This is a genomic window from Nonomuraea zeae (assembly GCF_005889725.1).
Lineage (GTDB): Bacteria > Actinomycetota > Actinomycetes > Streptosporangiales > Streptosporangiaceae > Nonomuraea > Nonomuraea zeae.
In genome coordinates, this window is the sequence record NZ_VCKX01000098.1 from 1 (window position 1) to 19,773 (window position 19,773).

Annotated in this window: 18 protein-coding genes; 12 read left to right on the plus strand and 6 right to left on the minus strand. The window is 71.5% G+C overall.

The genetic code is table 11. The features are described 5' to 3' along the window. Positions 1–139 precede the first annotated feature (139 nt). From ETD85_RS28635 to ETD85_RS28665, 7 genes are all read left to right on the plus strand, one after another. A complete protein-coding gene (locus tag ETD85_RS28635; RefSeq protein WP_138692895.1) occupies positions 140–1,579 on the plus strand; it encodes an Nramp family divalent metal transporter in 1,440 nt (479 codons plus the stop codon). 209 nt (positions 1,580–1,788) lie between these two features. Next, complete coding sequence (locus tag ETD85_RS28640) at positions 1,789–3,219, plus strand: hypothetical protein (protein WP_138692896.1); 1,431 nt, start codon at positions 1,789–1,791, stop codon at positions 3,217–3,219. Beyond that, positions 3,216–3,935, plus strand: coding sequence for an endonuclease/exonuclease/phosphatase family protein (locus ETD85_RS28645; RefSeq protein ID WP_138692897.1), 720 nt, complete (start codon positions 3,216–3,218; stop codon positions 3,933–3,935). Before ETD85_RS28640 ends, ETD85_RS28645 begins: the two co-directional genes overlap by 4 nt. Positions 3,936–3,938: 3 nt before the next feature. Further along, a complete protein-coding gene (locus tag ETD85_RS28650; protein ID WP_138692898.1) occupies positions 3,939–4,646 on the plus strand; it encodes a hypothetical protein in 708 nt (235 codons plus the stop codon). An 18-nt stretch (positions 4,647–4,664) separates the two neighbouring features. After that, a complete protein-coding gene (locus ETD85_RS28655) occupies positions 4,665–6,497 on the plus strand; it encodes a zinc-binding dehydrogenase (RefSeq protein WP_138692899.1) in 1,833 nt (610 codons plus the stop codon). 17 nt (positions 6,498–6,514) lie between these two features. After that, positions 6,515–7,504 carry a helix-turn-helix transcriptional regulator gene (locus tag ETD85_RS28660; RefSeq protein ID WP_138692900.1) on the plus strand — a complete coding sequence of 330 codons (990 nt, stop codon included), beginning with the start codon at positions 6,515–6,517 and terminating at the stop codon, positions 7,502–7,504. Between the two features lie 5 nt (positions 7,505–7,509). After that, complete coding sequence (locus ETD85_RS28665) at positions 7,510–8,634, plus strand: C45 family autoproteolytic acyltransferase/hydrolase (RefSeq protein WP_206058668.1); 1,125 nt, start codon at positions 7,510–7,512, stop codon at positions 8,632–8,634. Here ETD85_RS28665 and ETD85_RS28670 read toward each other — a convergent pair. Genes ETD85_RS28670 through ETD85_RS28680 form a run of 3 tightly spaced genes read right to left on the minus strand, consistent with a single transcriptional unit; the run spans position 8,616 to position 12,309 of the window. Next, the gene (locus ETD85_RS28670; protein ID WP_138692901.1) at positions 8,616–10,103 is read right to left on the minus strand and encodes an AMP-binding protein; all 1,488 of its coding nucleotides are present in this window, start codon (positions 10,101–10,103) and stop codon (positions 8,616–8,618) included. The genes ETD85_RS28665 and ETD85_RS28670 overlap by 19 nt on opposite strands. Continuing rightward, the gene (locus ETD85_RS28675) at positions 10,103–11,146 is read right to left on the minus strand and encodes an acyl-CoA dehydrogenase family protein (protein ID WP_138692902.1); all 1,044 of its coding nucleotides are present in this window, start codon (positions 11,144–11,146) and stop codon (positions 10,103–10,105) included. Before ETD85_RS28675 ends, ETD85_RS28670 begins: the two co-directional genes overlap by 1 nt. Further along, complete coding sequence (locus ETD85_RS28680; RefSeq protein WP_138692903.1) at positions 11,143–12,309, minus strand: acyl-CoA dehydrogenase family protein; 1,167 nt, start codon at positions 12,307–12,309, stop codon at positions 11,143–11,145. The genes ETD85_RS28675 and ETD85_RS28680 overlap by 4 nt, the downstream gene beginning before the upstream one ends. Before the next feature lie 342 nt (positions 12,310–12,651). Between ETD85_RS28680 and ETD85_RS28685 the strand changes: the two genes are divergently transcribed. Both ETD85_RS28685 and ETD85_RS28690 read left to right on the plus strand, forming a co-directional pair. Then, positions 12,652–13,251, plus strand: a complete 600-nt coding sequence (locus ETD85_RS28685) for a TetR/AcrR family transcriptional regulator (RefSeq protein ID WP_138692904.1) — start codon at positions 12,652–12,654, stop codon at positions 13,249–13,251. Positions 13,252–13,316: 65 nt separating this feature from the next. Then, positions 13,317–14,306, plus strand: a complete 990-nt coding sequence (locus ETD85_RS28690; RefSeq protein ID WP_138692905.1) for an AurF N-oxygenase family protein — start codon at positions 13,317–13,319, stop codon at positions 14,304–14,306. A 1-nt stretch (position 14,307) separates the two neighbouring features. Here ETD85_RS28690 and ETD85_RS28695 read toward each other — a convergent pair whose 3' ends face one another. Further along, positions 14,308–15,075 (minus strand): class I SAM-dependent methyltransferase, encoded by a 768-nt coding sequence (locus ETD85_RS28695; protein ID WP_170246888.1) that lies wholly within the window; start codon positions 15,073–15,075, stop codon positions 14,308–14,310. A 51-nt stretch (positions 15,076–15,126) separates the two neighbouring features. On the opposite strand from ETD85_RS28695, the gene ETD85_RS28700 reads away from it, so the two are divergent. Beyond that, positions 15,127–15,768, plus strand: a complete 642-nt coding sequence (locus tag ETD85_RS28700) for a copper resistance CopC family protein (protein WP_138692907.1) — start codon at positions 15,127–15,129, stop codon at positions 15,766–15,768. Next, positions 15,765–16,796, plus strand: coding sequence for a CopD family protein (locus ETD85_RS28705; protein WP_138692908.1), 1,032 nt, complete (start codon positions 15,765–15,767; stop codon positions 16,794–16,796). Before ETD85_RS28700 ends, ETD85_RS28705 begins: the two co-directional genes overlap by 4 nt. Here ETD85_RS28705 and ETD85_RS28710 read toward each other — a convergent pair. Continuing rightward, positions 16,754–17,938 (minus strand): hypothetical protein, encoded by a 1,185-nt coding sequence (locus ETD85_RS28710; RefSeq protein WP_240779487.1) that lies wholly within the window; start codon positions 17,936–17,938, stop codon positions 16,754–16,756. The genes ETD85_RS28705 and ETD85_RS28710 overlap by 43 nt on opposite strands. 61 nt (positions 17,939–17,999) lie before the next feature. Then, positions 18,000–19,265: a cytochrome P450 gene (locus ETD85_RS28715; protein ID WP_138692909.1), complete on the minus strand. Its 1,266-nt coding sequence runs from the start codon at positions 19,263–19,265 to the stop codon at positions 18,000–18,002. A gap of 49 nt (positions 19,266–19,314) precedes the next feature. Between ETD85_RS28715 and ETD85_RS28720 the strand changes: the two genes are divergently transcribed. Further along, the gene (locus tag ETD85_RS28720; RefSeq protein WP_206058670.1) at positions 19,315–19,722 is read left to right on the plus strand and encodes a PaaI family thioesterase; all 408 of its coding nucleotides are present in this window, start codon (positions 19,315–19,317) and stop codon (positions 19,720–19,722) included. Positions 19,723–19,773 lie beyond the last annotated feature (51 nt).

Below are 19,773 nucleotides of genomic sequence, written 5' to 3' on the forward strand. Positions count from 1 at the left end.
AGATGTGTAAAGAGACAGGGGGACAAGTGGTCGGATTTACGGATCGGGGCGAATATGTGGTGGTGATTAACTAGCTATTCCACTGCAGTTTCGGATCTCTGTAATGTGGCGGGAAGGAAAGCCGAACAAGGAGAGCCGCATGGCGGAGTTCACTCCAACCGTTCCCGGGCGAGTCCTCCCACCTGTCACCGTCCGCGACCTTCCGGAGCCACCCCGATCCACCTGGCGCATCATCGGCCCCGGCCTGGTGGGCGCGGGAGTGGGGTTGGCGTCGGGCGAGTTCATCCTGTGGCCGTACATCGCCTCCCAAGTCGGGCTCGTGTTCATCTGGGGAGCCGCGATCGGGATCATCACCCAGTGGTTCCTCAACATGGAGATCGAGCGCTACACCCTGGCCACCGGCGAGACCGCGCTGACCGGGTTCAGCCGGATGTGGAAGCACTGGGGCCTGGTCTTCGTGCTGATGACGCTAGGCTCGAACCTGTGGCCCGGCTGGGTGACCACGTCCGCGACCATGGTGACCTATCTGACCGGGTCCGGCGCGGGCTCTGTGCGCTGGATCGCGATCGGCATGCTCCTCGTGATCGCGCTCGGGCTGACGCTCGCGCCGGTGATCTACACCATGCTCGAACGGGTCATCTTCGTGAAGATCGCGCTGGTGGCGACGCTGGCCCTGGTCGCGATCCTGTTCGCGATCAACGCCGAGAGCTGGGTCGAGCTGGGCAAGGGCCTCACCGTCGGCGCCAGGTTCCCGGTGCCGCCGCTGGAGTTCGCGGTGCTCATGGGCGCCATCGCGTACGCGGGAGCGGGCGGCGGCCAGAACCTGTGCCAGAGCAACTGGATCCGCGACAAGGGCTTCGGCATGGGCCAGTACGTCCCCCGCCTGGTCAGCCCGGTGACCGGGCACGAGGAGGCGGCCGCTTCGACGGGATTCCAGTTCGCCCCCACCAAGGAGAACCTGGCGCGGTGGCGACAGTGGTGGCGGTTCGCGAACGTCGAGCAGGCCTCGACCTTCGCGCTCGTGTCGTTCGTGACGATCGCGCTCATGTCGATGCTGGCCTACTCCACGGTGTTCGGTAAGCCGGGCCTGGAGAACAGCATCGGCTTCCTGCAGGTCGAGGGCGAGGTGCTGCAGAGCACCGTCGGCACGTGGTTCGGCCTGCTGTTCTGGGTGATCGGGGCGCTGGCCCTGTTCGCCTCGGCCATGGGCATCGTCGACTACACCTCGCGGCTGGCCTCCGACACCATCAAGACGGTCTATCTGCACGACAAGCCCGTCTCCGTGAACCGGGTCTACTTCTTCGTCGTCTGGGCGATGGCGCTGATCGGGTGCGGGATCCTGCTGCTGGGCTTCGACCAGCCGCTCATCCTGCTGGTGTTCTCGGCGAGCTTCGCGGCCGTGATGATGTTCGTGTACTCGATCCTGCTGATCGTCCTGAACCGGCGGTCCCTGCCCGAGGCGATCAAGGTCCGGTCCTACCGGCTGGGGGCGCTGGTCTGGTCGGTGGCGTTCTTCGGGACGCTGACCGTGCTGACGATCATCCAGCAGGCCCAGAAGATCTTCGGGGATGGGTCGTGATCTCCGAGGGTGTGCAGGCCGGCTGCTGACCCGCACGTGGTGGGCGGCCGGCCGGGCTCGTGCGGGTTGACGCGCTCGCGGGTCGATGGCGCGGCAGGTTGTCCACGCGTACGGGAGGCGTGCGTTTTCCCGGGGGCGAATGGATCGACGTGGTGTTCGTCCCCGGGTTACCGTTTTGAGTACATCGATATCTCAGCGCGGAGCGGTCCGTGATCGATCACAGCCTGCGGGAGGGTGGGATCCCGCGACACCGCGTGCTCAAGGCCGTCTTCATCGCGGCTCCCCCCGCCGCCGCCTTCACCACCTACGGCGTCCTCATCGATCATCTGCCTGAGTCCTGGTTCACCCTGGACTTCCTGCGCTACCTGCTGGCCCTGCTCGCGGCCGGGGTCGTGTGGCTGGGGCTGGCCTCGCTGCGCCGCCTGCCCGCGATCGAGAGCCTGACGGCTCAGACCGTGGCACCGGCCGATGGCGTCGAGTCGAACCCGGTGTCCGGGGCGGCGGCCTCGGCTCGTCCGGACACGCTCGCCCGTGCCGGGGCACCGAACCCGGTCGCCACGCGCGAGACACCGTCGCCCGCCAACGCCAACGCGGGCGCCAACGCGGGCGCCAACGCGGGCGCCGACGCGGGCGCGAGTGCCGACGCGGGCACGGGCGCGGGCACGGGCGCCGACGCGGGCACGGGCGCGGGCGCGGGGGTGAGTGCGCTCGTGCTGGTCGCCGGTGCCAGGAGACGGCTGCTCCAGACCGTCAGGCCCCTCCCCGGCCATCAGGACGTACGCGGCTGGTGCCAGTTCCTCGGCGAGCCGCTGCCGCCGAGCGCCACCGGCACCTCCTACGGCCTGCGCCTGGTGCTGGCCATGGACCTGCACCACCCCTCGCTCGACCGCGGCATGCTGGTGCGCACGCTGCTGGCCCTGGAGTGCAAGGACGGCGGCTGGGCCGCGCGCAGCCAGCGCGGCATCGGCCGGCCCGAGGTGACCGCCTGGGCGCTCGGCGCGATCTGCCGGGCGGGGCTGGACCCGGACACGCGGAGCCGGCTGGTCGCGCTGCTGGAGGACATCACCAGAGCCGACGAGGTCGGGCTCAGGAGCACCACGGTGGTCAGCACGGTGGTGTCCACGCTGGCCGAGGTCGCGCCGCGCTCCACGCTCCTGCCTGAGCTGGCCGACCTGCTGGTCGCCTCCGCCACGCACCTGCACGGCCGGGTGGGCTGGGGGGAGATGCTGGGCGAGCGGCCGCCGCCGTCCCCGGCCCACACCGCGCGGGCGATCGTCGCCCTGCGCCGCGCCGCCGACGTGCTGTCGGCGCATCGGGACCTGGACGACGCGGTCGGCGCGAGCCTGGACTGGCTGGTCAAGTCGGGAGATCTGAGCGACGACCACGAACGCCTCAGGCGGCCGGTGGGAACCGAACTCGACACGATCACCATCGAGCACTTCACGGCGGCCTGGGTGGCCAAGGCGCTCCTGGCCTGCGACCACCCCGATCCCGCAGCGCTGCGGGCCGCCGTCGGATCGGTACTCGGCCGTCAAGAGAACGGAATCTGGCAGTGGAGACAGCGGCGTCCCATCTGGATGACGTACCAGGGGCTGAGCGTCATCCGCGACTACGCGATGCGGCGGCCGGTCCGGACATGACCACCATCCGGGTCGGCGCCTGGAATGTCCACGAGGGCGTGGCCGAGCACGGCGACGTGGCCGGCGAATGCGTCGAACGGGTGCTGGACGAGCGGATCGACCTGCTCGCCCTGCAGGAGGTGCCGTTCCCGGCCGACCGGGGGCTGTCGCCGCTGCTGGCCAGGCTGGCCGAGCGGACACGTCTGCGGCATCACGCCCGCAACGTGCTCTCGCCCGCCTGGCTGGTACCGGGGATGCTCTCCGGCGTGGCCGTGGCCAGCAGGTTCCCGATCGAGACCACGGCGGACACCGTGCTGCCCAACCCCCGGCTGGAGTCGGGCGGCCTGCGGTCGTTCGACAAGGGCGCGGTCACCGCCGTGGTCAAGGCCGCCGGCCAGGTCGTGGCGATGACCTCGGTGCACATGCCGCCCTTCCACCGGTTCGGCGAGCGGGCCGACAACCCGGAGCTCGGCTACATCTGGGACAGCCTGGCCCGGCACCTCGAGCCCAAGGAGGGAGAGCTGACCGTGATCGGGGGCGACTTCAACACGCCGCATCGCGGCCTGCTGCTGGAGCGGATCGAGGCTGAGCTGGAGTCGTCGGTCAGCGCGCCCACGCACAAGGGCAAGGCCGTGGACGACATCGTGCACTCCGCCTCCGTCAAGCGCCTTTCGGCGCGCATCGTCCGTACCTTCTCCGACCATTGCCTGTGCGTGGTCGAGCTCGGTCTGGCCTGAGCCGTGGACGACCTGGTGCGGCGGCTGCCCGCGCTGGTCGCGGCGCCGGCGCGGCAGCAGCGGGCCGCGCTGCGCGAGCTGGCGCGGCCCGACCGGCTCGCCCGGCTGCTGGAGGGCCTGGCCGCCGACGAGTCCGCCGCCGCGCAGATCGCGCCCGACTCCTACCGCCATCCGCTCGGCTTCGACAAGTACGTGCTGTGGTGCCGCCATCCGGCGGGCCGCCTGCGCCTGCACGTGTGGTGGCCGGAGGACGAGCGCGGCCGGGAGCACGTGCACAACCATCGCTTCGCCTTCTCCTCGGCCGTGGTGGCCGGGCAGGTGCGCTCGACGCTGTTCGCGGCGAGCGGAAGGGGGCGGCCGCACACCAGGTACATCGACAGCACGCCGTTGCAGGCCGAGGGCTGGCTGCTGGAGCGCGAGGACACGGTCACGGTGGCGACGTCGGCCACGCTGGAGGTGGCCGCGGGGACGGCGTACTCGCAGGCCGCCAGCACCTTCCACCACGTGCGGGTCGGCGCGGGGCTGACGGTCACGATGTTCCTGGAGGGCGCCGTGACCAGGTCGTACTCCGAAGTGCTGCTGCGGCCGGGGCAGCGGCCTCCGGACCGGACGCCGCGCAGCCCGTTCACGACCGGGGAGCTGTGCGAGCGGCTCGCCGCCCTGAGCGAGACACTCCGCGAGCGCCGCCGGATTGACCTCAACCAAAGTTGAGGTATCAGACTGGGCCGCATGAACGTGGTGGAGGTAACGAAGTTCGGCGGTCCCGAGGTTCTCGAGATCGTCCAGGGGGTGCCGGATCCCGTCGCGGGGCCCGGACAGGTCGTGGTCGGCGTCTCGGTGGTGGACGTGATGTCGATCGACGCGCAGTTGCGGACCGGATGGGGGCGTGAGTGGTTCGGGCACGAGCCGCCGTTCGTGCCGGGCACGGGCGTCGCCGGGCACGTGCTGTCGGTGGGTGAGGAAGTGGACCCCGCGTGGACGGGGCGGCGGGTGGCCGCGTTCGTGCCGGACGGCGGGTACGCCGAGCAGGTCGTGGCCGCCGTGGCGACGATCGTCGAGGTGCCCGCCGAGCTGCCCCTGTGGCAGGCCGCGGCCCTGACGCAGGTGGGGCCCGCGGCGCTGAGCCTGACCGATGCGGCGGCGCTGCGGCCCGGCACGCGGGTGCTGGTGACCGGCGCGGGCGGAGGGCTGGGGCTCCCGCTCGTCCGGCTCGCGCAGGCCGCCGGCGCGCACGTCACGGCCGCCGCCCACGGCCCGGCCAAGCGCGCGGCGGCCGCGAGCATGGGCGCGGCGGAGACGATCGGGTACGCGGACCTGACGGCCGGCGACCGCAGGTTCGACGTGGTGTTCGACGGGGCCGGCGGCCAGGTGGGCGCGGACGCGTTCGAGCTGGTGGACCCGGGCGGCGTGCTCTTCGCCTACGGGGTCCCCGGCGGCGCGCCCGCGCTGATCGACCCGGCCGAGGCCGCGCGGAGAAGCGTGCGGCTCGTCGGCATGGAGCAGGTCCAGTTCGCCCCGGACGAGCTCAGGAGCCTGGCGGAGCGGACCATGCGGGAAGCGGCGGCGGGCACGCTGGCGACCGTGGTCGGGCTGACGCTGCCGCTCGAACGCGCCGCCGACGCGCACGCCGCGCTGGCCGCCCGCGAGCTCGTCGGCAAGGCGCTCCTGCTGGTCACCGCCCAGGCCGTGCGCTACCGGGCCCATGGCGGCCCCGAGGTGCTCGCCCTGGAGGAGATCCCGCTCCCCCAGCCCGGTCCCGGCCAGGTGCGGGTCGCGGTCAGGGCGGCCGGGGTGAACGGGCTCGACTGGAAGCTGCGCGCGGGCGGCATGGGCACCGCGATCGACGGTCCGCAGGGCACGGGGATCGAGCTGGCCGGCACGATCGACGCGCTCGGTCCCGGCGTCACCGGATGGCGGCTCGGCCAGCCGGTGTTCGGCCAGGTCGCGTCCGGGGCGGCCGCCACGCACGCGATCGCCGAGGCGGGCGCGCTCATCGCGAAACCGGACGATCTCACCTACGAGGAGGCCGCCGCGCTGCCCGTCGCGGCCGGGACGGCGCGCCGCACGCTGCGCGAGCTCGGCGTCGAGGCCGGGCACCGGCTGCTGATCCACGCCGTCGCGGGCGGCGTCGGGCTGGCCGCCGCGCAGCTCGCGATCGCCGGCGGAGCCGAGGTCGTCGGTACGGCCAGCGAGCGCCACCACGACTTCCTGCGCGGCCTCGGCATCCACCCGGTCACCTACGGGGAAGGGCTGGCCGAACGCCTCCCGGGTCCCGTCGACCGGGTGCTGGACGCTTCCGGCAGGGGCGAGCTGGCCCTGTCGGTCGAGCTCACCGGCGACCCCGCCAAGGTGGTCACCATCGCCGACCCGATGAGCGCGGCGGAGCTCGGCGTGCGCTTCTCCACCGGCACGCCCGGTACGCCTCCATCCGTCGAGGGGGTGCGGCTGCCGATCGCCGAGGTGTTCCCGCTGGAGCGGACGGCCGACGCGCAGCGGCTCAGCCAGGAGGGCCACTTCAGAGGGAAGATCGTGGTGAACACGGAAGCATCCTTGCCGCGATAGCAGGCACACTGGTGCGCATGCTGGAAACCTCGGCCCGACTGCTCAAGCTCCTCTCCCTCCTGCAGGCGCACAAGGACTGGTCAGGTCCCGAGCTGTCGGCCCGGCTCGGGGTCTCGACCAGGACGATCCGCAACGACGTCGAGCGCCTGCGCTCGCTGGGCTACCCGGTGCACGCCACGCCGGGCGTCGCGGGCGGCTACCGGCTCGGCGCCGGGGCCGCCCTGCCGCCGCTGCTGCTCGACGACGAGGAGGCCGTGGCGGTCGCGGTCGGGCTGGGCCGCGCGGCGGGCGGGGGCGTGGAGGGCATCGAGGAGACCTCGGTACGCGCCCTGGCCAAGCTGGAGCAGGTGCTCCCGTCCCGGCTGCGCCGCCGGGTGAACGCGCTCAACACCTACACCGTCCAGATCCCCGTCCAGGTCCGGGCGCTGGTCGCCCCCGAGGTGCTGACCGCGATCGCGAACGCGGCCCGCGACCACGAGCGGCTCCGCTTCGACTACACCGCTCACGAGGGCGAGCCGACCGTGCGGAACGTGGAGCCGTACCGGCTGGTGCACCAGCGGGGCCGCTGGTACCTCGTGGGATATGACGTCGAGCGGCAGGACTGGCGGACGTTCAGGGTGGACAGGATCCGGCCGCGCACCCCGGCCGGGCCCCGGTTCACGCCGCGCGAGCTGCCGGGGGACGGCGACGTGGCGGCGTACGTGGAGAAGGGCGTCAACACGGCGATGTGGCGCTACCGGGCCACGGTGCTGCTGCACGCTCCGGCCGACCGGGTGATCACGTTGCCGCTGGGGCTGGAGGTCGAGCCGGTGGACGACGCCAGCTGCCTGCTCAGGCTGGGCGGCGACGACCTGAACGGGATGGCGGTGTGGATCGGGATGATCGGCGTGGACTTCGAGGTGCTGGACCCGCCGGAACTGGCCGAGCAGGTGCTGCGGCTGGCCGAGCGCTATCACCGGGCGGTCAGCGGCCGGTCAGGCACCGGTCAGCGGGCTGCCGCACCGTAGGGGTCATGAAGAACATGACGCATGTCGCGGGCGGCAAGGACGACTTCCAGCTCGTACGCCATCTGACCCTGTCCGGCAGCCATTTCGAGATCGGCCGGGCGCTCACCGAGGAGGCCAGGCGGCTGGGCTGGTCGCCCGCCCCCGCCGACCCGACCGTGAACCGGGCCCGCCGCACCTGGTTCGAGCGGCACTGGCCGCAGCACCACGCCCGGATGGACGGCGCGGCGGCGGCCCTCGGTCTGGACCCGGACCAGGACGAGCTGGCGCTGGACGGGCTCAACTTCATCCCCGAGGGCTCCGGCTGCTCGGCGCTGTGGATCCCCCCGTCGGCCTCGGCGGACGGCCACGGCCGGGTGGGCCGCAACTACGACTTCTTCCCCTCGACCGCCAGCGAGATCATGGGCACCGCCCCGAGGCCGAACGAGCTGCCGATGGCCTCGCGCCCCTACGTGATCACCACGGTGCCGGACCAGGGCCTCACCACGACCGTGATCACCATGAACGACCTCGACGGCTGCATGGACGGCATCAACTCGGCGGGGCTGGCGGTCATGCTGCTGATCGCCGACTTCGAGAACGCCACGCCGCCGGAGGGCGCCACCACCCCGCAGGTCGGCCTGGCCAGCGTGCAGCTGCCCCGGTTCCTGGTCGACACCTGTGAGACGGTCGAGCAGGCCAAGCAGGCGCTGCTGGGCGCCAAGCACTACGACTACGGCACCGCGCTGCACTACCTGGTGGCCGACGCGCACGGGCAGGCGTTCGTGTGGGAGCGGGGCAGGGACGGCAGCGAGCACATCGTCGAGCTCGGCGACGGCCCGCTCTGCGTCACCAACCACCTGCTGCACCGCCACCCCGATCCGATGAACCTGCCGGAGGACACCGAGCACAGCCTGCAGTCGTACGGCCGGCTGCGCACCCTGCACGAGCGCAGCAAGGGCGTCACCATGTCGGCGCAGGACCTGCGCGACAGCCTGGGGGCCGTCCAGGCGGCCGAGGATCCGCAGGTCCCGTTCCGCACGCTGTGGAGCACCGTCTTCGACACCGCCGACCGTACCCTCTCGACCCGCTTCTACCTGGGCGACGGCCGGCGCTACACCGAGGAGCTGGTCTTTCACGCCTCCGAGAGGTAGTCGGCGCGCACCTTCGAGCGGGACAGCTTGCCCGTGGGGGTGCGCGGAAGCGTCTGCCGGTATTCGACCACCTTCGGGTGCTTGAACTTGGCGATGCGCGGCGCGCAGTGCTCCAGCAGCTCGGCGGTGAGCGCGGGCCCCGGCTCGACGCCCTCGGCGGGCTGCACGAGCGCGACCACGTTGTGGCCCCACTCCTCGTCGGGCACCCCGATGACGGCCACGTCCGCCACCGCGGGGTGTTCGAGCAGCGCCGCCTCGATCTCGGCGGGGTAGATGTTGACCCCGCCGGAGACGATCAGGTCGGTACGCCGGTCGCACAGGAACAGGTAGCCGTCGTCGTCCAGATAGCCGATGTCGCCCGGCGTGTACCACTCCCCCAGCATGCTGGCGGCCGTCTTCGCCGGGTCCTTGCGGTACTCGAACTTGCCGAGACTGGACTTGACGTAGATCATGCCGGGCTCGCCGGGCGGCAGCTCCTTGCCCTCCTCGTTGACGATCTTGGCCTCGAACGTGGGGGCGGGCCGGCCGACGGTGCCCGGCCTGGCCAGCCAGTCGTGCGGCTTGACGGAGAAGGCGATCGTCGACTCGGTCGAGCCGTAGTACTCGTACAGGACCGGCCCCCACCAGTCCATGATCTGCTGCTTGACCGCGACCGGGCAGGCGGCGGCGGTGTGGATGACCTGCCGCAGGCTCGACAGGTCGAACCTGGCCTTGACCTCCTCCGGGAGCTGGAGCATCCGGTGGAACATGGTCGGCACCATCATCGCGTTGGACACCCGGTGCCGCTCGATCAGCTCCAGGATGTTCACCGGCTCGAACTTGGGCGTGATCACCACGGTGTGCCCGAAGTGCAGCGCGAACTGCACGTGCGCGCACGGCGAGGAGTGGTACATCGGCGAGGTCACCAGGTGGATCTCGTCACCCGGTTTGAGGTCCACGACCTCGCCCAGGAACCACGAGTACAGCGGCACGATCTCCTCGGGCGCGCTGCCGGGCAGCGGCCGCTGCACGCCCTTGGGGAAGCCGGTGGTGCCGGAGGTGTACCACATGACGGCCCCGGAGGTCCGCTCCCCCGGCGCGTCCGCGGGCTGCCCTTCGGCCAGCCCGGCGGTCCCGATCTCGGCGCCGGGCACGGCGTACCCGGGCCCGGTGACGACGACCTTGGCGTCGCAGTCGGTCAGGATGTACGCCACCTCGGCCGCGGTCAGGTGCCAGTTGATCGGTACGTAGTAGAGCCCGATCTGGCCGGTCGCCATGAGCATGACGACCGCGTCGATCCCGTTGGGCAGCACGCCGGCCACCACGTCGCCGGTGCCGAGCCCGCGGGCCCTGAGCCCGTGTGAGACCTGGTTGACCCGGGCGAGCAGGTCTCCGTAGGACGTCTCCGTGCCGTCGGTGTCGATCACCGCGAGCCGGTCGGGGTCGGCGGCGGCGATGGCGTAGAAGCCGGGCAGCCCGGTGACGTCCATTACAACTCCAGCAGGTTCGCGAGGCGGGCGCGGTGCAGGCGGGGCGGGCCGAGCAGCACTTCGTCGGCCTTGGCGCGCTTGTAGAACAGATGTGCGTCGTGCTCCCAGGTGAAGCCGATGCCACCGTGCAGCAGCAGGTGGTCGCGGGCCACCTCGAAGCAGGCGCGGCCGACGTAGGCCTGGGCGAGCGCGGCGGCCTCCGGCAGCTCCTCCGGCGACTCGTCGGCGGCCCAGGCCGCGTATCTGACGATTGACTCGGCCTGTTCGAGCTTGCAGTGCATGTCGGCCAGCTTGTGCTTGACGCCCTGGTAGGAGCCGATGTAGCGGCCGAACGCCACGCGGATCTTGGCGTAGGCGACGATGGCGTCCAGCGACGCCCGCAGCACGCCGAGCTGCTCGGCCGCCAACGCCACGCACAGCCGGTCGCCGACGCCGCTCTCCGGCGGCGAGCCCAGCACCCTGGCCGGCGCGCCTTCCAGGACCACCCGCGCCTGGCCGCGCGTGATGTCGAGCGTCTCCAGCGCGGTCCTGGTGACGCCGGGCGCGGCCAGCTCGACGGCGGCCATGACCACGCCGTCGGCGCCCAGCGCGGGCACCACCAGCACGTCGGCCTCCATGCCGCTGAGCACCTGCGCCAGCGTGCCGTGCACGGCCGTGCCGTCGTAGGTGATGTCGGCGTCGGCGTCCGGCCGGGCGAGCGTGGCGGTGATCCGGCCTTCGGCGATGCCGGTCAGCAGCTCCTTGTCCGGCGCGGGGCCGAGCCGGGTGACGGCGACCGTGGCGAACACGGTGGCCAGGAACGGTCCAGGCAGCAGGGCGGCACCGGTCTCCTCCAGCGCGACCGCCAGCTCGGCCAGGCCCGCGCCCGCGCCGCCGTACTCCTCGGGGACGATCAGGCCGGACAATCCCAGCTCGCCGTTCAGCCGGGCGTACACCTGCGGGTCGTAGCCCTCGCGGACCTTCGGCAGCGGCGCGGCCGTGCACAGGAAGGCGCGCACGGCCTCGCGGAGCTGCTGCTGTTCTGGGCTGAGTACGAGCTTCACCCCTGCGTCCCCACCTTCAGGTCCTTGAACGGCACGGTCTTGTCCACCCGGGGCTCGGGCGGCAGGTTGAGCACCCGGTCGCCGACGATGTTGCGCATGATCTCGTTCGTGCCGCCGCCCAGCGCCATGCCGGGGGCCAGCGAGATCTCCCGGGCGAGGAGATGATCGGCGAGCGCGCTCTCGGGGCCGGCCAGCCGGGTGGCCAGGTCGGCCTTGAACATGGTCAGCTCGGCCAGCAGCAGCTTGGCGGCGCTGCCCCGGGCCCCCGGGAAGATCCCGGCCTTGGTCTCCTGCGCGAGCCGCTGGTTGAACAGCGCGAGCGCGCGGCTGCGGATGTGCAGCTCGACGAGCTCGTCGCGGACCAGCGGATCCTCGGTGTCGACGACCCGGCGCAGCGCGTCGATCGAGGTCGGGTCGTCGCGCCGGCCGCTCATGCCGACGCCCGCCGAGATCGACAGCCGCTCGTGCAGCAGCGTCGTGACGGCCACGCTCCACCCGTCGTTGACCTCGCCCACGCGGTGCTCGTCCGGGATGGTGACGTTGTCGAAGAAGATCTCGTTGAAATTGGCCCTGCCGGACATGTCGCGCAGTGGCTTGACCGTCACCCCGGGGTGGTGCATGTCCACCACGAACATGGTCAGCCCCTTGTGCTTGGGCACCTCCACGTCGGTGCGGGCCAGCAGCAGCCCCCAGTCGGCGTGGTGGGCGACCGAGGTCCACACCTTCTGGCCGTTGACGATCCAGTGGTCGCCGTCGAGCACCGCCTTGGTCTGCAGGCTGGCCACGTCACTGCCGGCGCCGGGCTCGGAGAAGAGCTGGCACCAGATCTCCTCGCCGCGCAGCAGCGGCCGGACGAACCGCTCGCGCTGCTCGTCGGTGCCCCGGTCGACCAGCGTCGGGCCGGTCATGCCGAGGCCGATCGAGAAGACGTAGGTGGGAAGTGTGTAGCCACGGGCCTCGGCGGCGAACTCGCGCTCCTCCGCCTGGGTCAGCCCCTGCCCGCCCCAGCGTTCCGGCCAGGTGATGCCGGAGTAGCCGGCGTCATAGAGCTTGGCCATGAATTCTCTGGCCCTGGTGACCGCGTCCGCCTCGGGGTAGTCGTCCGCTGGAGCGTTCTCCTGGAGCCAGGCCCTGGCGGCGCGCCGATACTCTGCAAGGTTCACATCGTCTCCTTGGCATCAGTGCTCACTTACTCTAGCCAGGTCGCCGCAGGACGCATAGAGCATTGCTCTGGAGGTCTTTCCCGCGCTGCACCCTCGTGATCGAGGTTTCCGATACCGGTGCGCGCTTTGTCCTGCAAATGCCGGTACGGAGTGACTGATGCTGGGTAATGAAAGGTTTTCGACCCTGATCACGACCGCCACCGGGCGCACGGTTACCATGATCAAGATGACTGTGTGTCAGCGGCGCGGCCAGGCAGTGAAGGAGGTCCCCGGCGACAGCCGAACGAGCCGCGCCCGATTTGTCCTATAAATGCCATATATCAGAAGTTAGAGTTACACGCTGTGACACAAGGGTTCAGCCGATTACGGCGCGAGGATTTGCTGAAGACGGCCTGCGAGGTGATCGCGGAGCAGGGCTTCGGGCACACCAGGACCGTCGACATCGCCAGAGCCGCCGGCGTCAGCCAGGCGCTGCTCTTCTACCATTTCGAGACGAAGGACGGGCTTTTCGCGCAGGCCTTCACCTATGCCGCCCGCCTGCATCTCAACGCGCTCGGCGACATCGAGCGCTCCACCGGCACGCCGCTCGACCGGCTGCGCACCCTGCTCAGGCTGTGCTCGCCGGCGATCCCCACCGAGGGCTGGCGGCTGTGGATCGACGCGTGGGCCGAGGCGATGCGCAGCTCGGAGCTGGAGGCGATCTCGCGGCGGATCGACTCGCAGGGCCGCCTGCTCCTGCGTTCGATCATCGAGTCGGGCGTGGACTGCGGCGAGTTCAAGTGCTCCGACCCCGACGCGGCGACGTGGCGCATCCTCGGGCTCATCGACGGCCTCGCGATCCAGACGCACGTGCATTCCAAGGTGCTGTCCAGGCGCCGGGTCAACGTGCTGATCCGGACGGCCGCGGCGAACGAGCTCGGACTGGCCGTCGAAAACCTGTGATCCGTACCCTTCCCAGCGCTATTGGATAGTCCGTACAATTGCTGGGCGAGGAGAGGAGCGCAGCGATGACATCCGCACCGAGCTCTACCGCCGCCAGGGAAAGCGACGAGCAGGTCGCGAACAGGAGCGCCTACCAGGCGGTCATCGAACGTCTCTCGAAGGCGTCGGTGGACAAGCACTGGGAGCCGTACCGGGACATACCGTGGGACGACCCCGAGTTCCTCGTGGACCGGGCCGATCCGCGCTGGGAGCTGCCCGAGGTGGACAAGCTGGGCGGGCACCCCTGGTACCGGAGCCGCTCCCCCGAGACGCGGGCCGCGATCGGCCTGTGGCGGATCGCCACCGCCATGAAGATCGGGCTGCAGTTCGAGAACCTGCTCAAGCGCGGGCTGCTCAACTACGCCTACCGGCTGCCCAACGGCTCACCCGAGTTCCGCTACGTCTACCACGAGACCATCGAAGAGGGTCACCACGGGATGATGTTCCAGGAGTTCGTGAACCGCACGAAGCTCCCGGTACGCGGCATGCCCGGCCCCCTGTCGGTGATCGCGCAGGTAGCGCCGTGGATCCCGCTGATCTCGACCGAGCTGTTCTTCGTGTTCGTGCTGGGCGGCGAGGACCCGATCGACCACGTGCAGCGCAAGGTGCTGAAGGACGGGCGGGTCCACCACCCGCTGGAAGAGACGATCATGCGCATCCACATCGCGGAGGAGGCCAGGCACATCTCCTTCGCCCGGCACTACCTGCGCAACCGGGTGCCGCGGATGGCCGCCGGTCGCCGGCTCATGCTGGGCATCGCCTCACCGATCATCCTCGGGGTGATGGCCCGGATCATGCTGGCGCCCCCGGGGCCGATGATCCGGCGCTTCCGCATCCCCGCGCACGTGGTGTCCGAGGTCTACCTGCGCAATCCGGCCGCCAAGCAGGAGATCAGGGACTCGATCGGCAAGACGCGCGAGCTGTGCGCCGAGATCGGGCTGGTCAACGCGTTCACCCGGCGGATCTGGCAGGCCATGGGCATCTGGGCGGCCCCGCGCGAGCCCGCCCGCGCATGAGCTAGGCCCGCGGGCGTCTGGCGATCAGCACCTCGGTCACCGTCCGCTGCTCCCACCTGCCCGACGGGTTCTGCGCCAGCAGCGCCGCCCGCGCGGCCCCGGTGAAGGCCGCCACCCGGTCGCCGAGGCGGGCGGGTGCGGTGTAGGAGTAGGACAGCTGCAGGCCGATCACCGCGTCCAGGTCGTACATCCGGCGGTTCTCGTACGACGTCGCGTCCAGGTCGCCGAACGGCGAGGTCTCCAGCACCTCGTGATGGTGCTCGCCGCTGGTCTGGTAGGAGTTGGCGGCCCGGAACGTGTTCACCCCGAACTCGTCGCGCACCCGCCGCATGACGGGCTCCCACGGGCCCTCCTCCATGTCGCGGGGCGGCGGCCCGATGATCGCCACGACGCCGCCCGGCGGCAGCAGCTCGTCCAGCTCGGCCAGCACGGCACGCCGGTCCATCCAGTGGAACGACCTGCCCATGACCACGTGGTCGAACGCCGGGAACGCGCGCAGCGTCGTGGAGTCGCCGGAGAGCCAGGTGATGTTCGGCACGCCCGCCGCCAGCCGCGCGCCCTCGGCGAGCATCTCCTCGTCGGGGTCGGCGGCCAGGACCCGGCGCACGCGCCGCGCCAGCGGGATCGCCACGGTGCCCGGCCCGCAACCCAGGTCGAGCACCGTGCTGTCCGCGCCGAACGTCATGGCCAGATGCTCGATCGCCGGATCGCCGTGACCGGAGCGGTATTTGGCGTAGTAAGGGGCCGCGCCGCCGAACAGGTCTCCCATGAATGGGACCATATACAGGTTCACAACGTGTTCGATGGAAGGTTCTGATCTGTGAGGCGGCTACTCACGGTCCTGCTGCTCGCCTTCGTCGCGGTGGGGCTCGCCCTTCCGCCGGCGCAGGCGCACAACGTGCTGATCGGCAGCGACCCCAAGGACGGGGCGACGCTGACGGCCTCGCCCGAGCGGGTGACCCTGGTGTTCGACCAGGCGGTGCGCCAGGGATACGCGCAGATGGGCGTGACGGGGGCGGACGGGTCCGCGTGGGCCGACGGGGCCGCCGTCGTCGCGGCGGAGCGGGTGTCGGTGAAGGTCAAGCCGCTGCCTGCCGGAGGCGCGTACGTCGTGGGCTACCGGATCCTGTCGTCCGACGGGCACCCGGTCACCGGGAAGATCACCTTCACCCTGGCCGCCGGCGCCACCGGGCAGACCGCGCAGGGAACGCAGGGAACGCAGGGCACGCAGGACACCGGCGCGGAGAGTGCCGGGTCCGACGCTGAGGCGGCCGAGGCGGCGGCCAACGGCGGGGCCGGGATGGCCGTGGTGTGGATCGTGGGCGCGCTGCTGGTCCTCGCGGCCGGCACGGCCGTCGCCCTGCGGCGCTCCGGCCCGAGCGCGGCCCCCGCTCCGGCCGCACAGGCTGCGGAGGCTGCGGAGGCTGCGGAGAAGTCTCAGGCTGAGGAGACGCGGGCGTGACGGTGACCGCTCCCGCTCTCCCCCGGCAGCGGGTGGGCGGGCGGCTCGTGGCGGGCGCGTTCGGCGTGTGCGCGATCGTCTCCGCGGTGGCCGCCAGCACCTTCACCGCTCAGGAGTCCGTGCCGGGCGTCCCCATGCCGGGAGCGCTGGTCACGATCGGGCTGCCGGTCGTGCGCGTGCTGCTCGACCTGGCCGCCGTCGCGGTGGTCGGGCTCAGCCTGCTGCCCAAGCTGCTCGGGTTCAACCACCCCGCGCTGACCGAGCCGGTCCTGCTCAGGGTGCGGCCGCTGGCCGTGCTGGCCGCCTGGGCGTGGGCGATCTGCGCGCTGCTCACGATCGTGTTCCAGACCGCCGAGCTGAACCCGGGCCGCGTGCCGACGTTCGGGATGATCGCCGGCTACGTGGGCAGCGTCGGCACCGGGCAGGGCCTGCTGTTCAGCGCCGCGTGCGCGCTGGCGGCGGCCGGGATCGGGCTCATGGCGGTGCGGTTCGGCGAGAAGGTGCCGGCCGAGCTGCGGGTGATCGTGGCGCTGTTCGGGCTGCTGCCGATCCCGGTCACCGGGCACGCGGTGAACTCCGTCTGGCACGACCCCATCATGATCTCGATGGAGATCCACGTGATGGGCGCGGCGGCGTGGGCGGGCGGGCTGGCGGCGACGGCGATCTTCGTCGCGCCGCACAAGGACCTGCTGGCCCTGGCGCTGCCCAGGTTCTCCAGGATCGCCACGGTGTGCCTGCTCCTGGTGAGCCTGTCCGGGCTGATCACCGGGCTCGGCACGATGGCGCTCACGCCGGGCGTGACGCTGCCCGGCGCGATCGTGACCAGCCACTACGGGCAGCTGGTCGTGGTCAAGCTGGTGCTGATGGCCTCGCTGGTGCCGCTGGCCGCGCACATCCGCTTCCGCCTGCTGCCCGCCGTGCGCGGGGGCCGGGCCACCGCCCTGGTGGGATGGGCGGCGGCCGAGGTGGGCGTGATGGGGCTGGCCTACGGCGTGGCGGTGGCGATCACGCGGGCGTCGATCGCCTGAGAGCGGCGCTCCCCCCTGCCGGCGATCCACTCGGCCGCCAGCCACACCAGGAGCAGGCCGAGCCCGGCCCAGACGGCCGACGCGGTGGCCAGCGGGGGTGCTCCGAGCAGCCCCTCCTGGCCCTTCAGCGCGCCGTAGACCGAGCCCATGATCGCGCTCTGCGCCACCAGCGCGCCGTACGCGACGGCCGTCGCGCCGACCGACCCCAGCACGGCGCGTACGGCGGGCATCCGCACCAGGAACGCGACGTCCACCGCCAGGCCGGCGACGACGAGGAAGAACGGCAGCGCGGACGGCGGGAACCCGGTGAACGTCAGCAGCGGCCAGACCAGCGTCCTGAACCCCACGTAGGCGCCCGCCACCAGGGTCGCCGCGCCGAACCTGCCGATCAGCAGCCGCGCGGCGACCAGCACCGCGACGCCGACGACGACCGCGTAGACCGGGTAGAGGAAGTCCGGGACGGGCAGGGTGAACTCCGTCATCATCGTCCGGTCCACCGGCCGGCCCATCTGGTCGGCCGCGAACCTCAGCAGGATCTGCTCGGCGTAGACGGCCTGGTTGTCCCAGGCGCCGAGCGACAGGATGCCGTACTCCTGGTGCTGCTCGGGGAAATGGACGTTCTCCAGGAAGAACGCGAGGAACACGCCCAGCAGGACGGTCCGCTCCCTGCCGGGCGGCGCGCCCATGAACCAGCCGCGGACCACGCCCATGATCATGAAGAACGTGCCGACGTAGAGCATGATGTGCGACGGGCTCCACGAGGTGATGTCGAGCCCGTTGACGCGGTGGTTGATCAGGTCGAGCGGGACCGCGACGAGGAAGATCCCGGTGCCCCACTGGATGAGCCTCAGCGCGGCCTTGTCGACGCCGTACCCCGTGTAGCCGTGGATCAGGGTCAGGGCGACGGCGAGCGCCGTGCCGGCGGAGTTGAGCAGGTGCGGCGGGGCGAGGTCGTCACGCAGCCACTTGAAGTGCCACGAGACGTCCCACGCCGAGCCGAGCACTTTGAGGGTGAACGCCGCCAGCCAGCCGAAATAGAGCACCCGGAACAGGTCTTGCGGCGTCTCGCGCCCCGCCTGGCCCCTGGTCCAGTACGGCAAGGCCCACTGGGCGGCCTTCTTGATCGATGCTGGAGACTTCACGGGAGGAAATCTTACGGTCCACCGCAACTCAGGCCCGCGACAACCCCGTTCCCGAGGCGATTCAGTGACCCGCGCGGCGGCTCAGGCGTACGGGGAGCTGCTTGAGACCGTTCTGGAAGTTGGACGTGAGCCGCCGCGGCGGGCCGGCGAGCTCGGCGTCCCAGGCGAGCAGCTCCTTGAAGACCGAGCGGAACTGGGCGCGGGCCAGGTGCGCGCCGAGGCAGAAGTGCGGGCCGAAGCCGAAGCTGACGTGGTCGTTCGGGGTGCGGGCGACGTCGAACCGGTCGGGGTCGGGGAAGACGTCCGGGTCCCTGTTGGCGGAGGCGTGGTAGACGACCACCTTCTCGCCCGCGCGGATGTCCCGGCCGCCGAGGGTGAGATCGCGGGTGGCCGTACGCCGGAAGTGCATGACGGGAGGCCAGAAGCGGAGCATCTCCTCGATGGCGGAGTCCAGCAGGGAGGGGTCCGCGCGCAGGCGGGCCAGCTCGGCGGGGTGGCCGAGCAGGCTGAGCAGCCCGCCGGGGATGCCGTTGCGCAGGGTCTCGTTCCCGGCGACGGCGAAGAGGAAGAACATGTTCTCGAACTCCGCCCCCGTCAGGCCGCCCTTCCGCATGGCCGACATGACGGACTCGCCGTCGGCGGGCGTCTCGGCCAGGGCGTGCGCGTAGGCGAACATGTCGCGCAGCGCCGCCTTCGAGCGCGGGTTGGTGCCCGGCCGCAGCTCGGGCCGGGACGCGACGGCCAGGCGGCCGACGGGGGTCAGGGACTCGACGTCGGCCGTGGACAGCCCCGCGTAGTCGGCGTCCTGGTAGCCGATGACGCGGGAGGCCCAGTCGTACAGCAGCCGCTTGTCCTGCTCGGGCACGCCCATGACATGGGCCAGCGTCCACACGGGCAGGTCGGCGGCCACCTCGACGAAGTCGCACTCGCCCGCGGCGAACAGCGCCGCCGCCCGATCGGCGATCGTGCGCTCCAGCGCGCGCACCGCGCGCGGGGTGAAGGCGGCGGCCACGATCCGGCGCAGCCTGGAGTGGTCCGGCGGGTCCATGTTCAGCATCTGGACCTGTACGAAGGCCAGGTCGGCGGGGGTGTCGGGGTCGCGGATCTGGGTGGCGCCCAGGTGGGAGGAGAAGGTCGCGGGGTCGCGCAGGACCTGCTTGACGTCCGCGTGCCCGAACACCGCCCAGTAGCCGGGGCCCTCCCGCCACGGCCCGACGGCCGGCTCGGGGATCCAGCACACCGGCGACTCCCGGCGCAGCCGGGCGAACAGCTCGTACGGGACGGCCGTCTCGTACGTGGACGGCAGGAACACCTCCACCACCGGCATGTCCGCTCTCCTCCTTCATGGGGCCCAGTCCAGCGTGCATGATGGGCGGGTGACTCCAGAAGACGCCGAAGCGATTCTCCGCGACTACTTCGCTCCCTGGGTCCAGCGGCTCGGGCTGGGCGTGGAGGAGGTGGGCGAGCGCCACGCGATCGTCCGGCTGCCGTGGTCGGACGACCTGGCCAGGGCGGGCGGCGGGCTGTCGGGGCAGGCGATGATGGCCGCGGCCGACACCGCCACGGTCGTCGCCATCTCGGCGGCGCGCGGCGGGTTCGTGCCGATGACCACGGTCCAGCAGTCCACCACGTTCCAGCGGCCGGTGACCGGCAAGGACGTGCTGATCGACGTCCGCATCACGAAGCTGGGCCGCACGCTGGCCTTCTCCGAGATCACCCTCACGGCCGACGGCGAGGTCGAGCCGGCCGCGCGGGCCTCGACGGTCTACGCCATCCTCGGCTGAGACCCCGGCGTGAGCGCCGTCTCAGGGATCTCTCAGGTGCTCAAAGTAGGC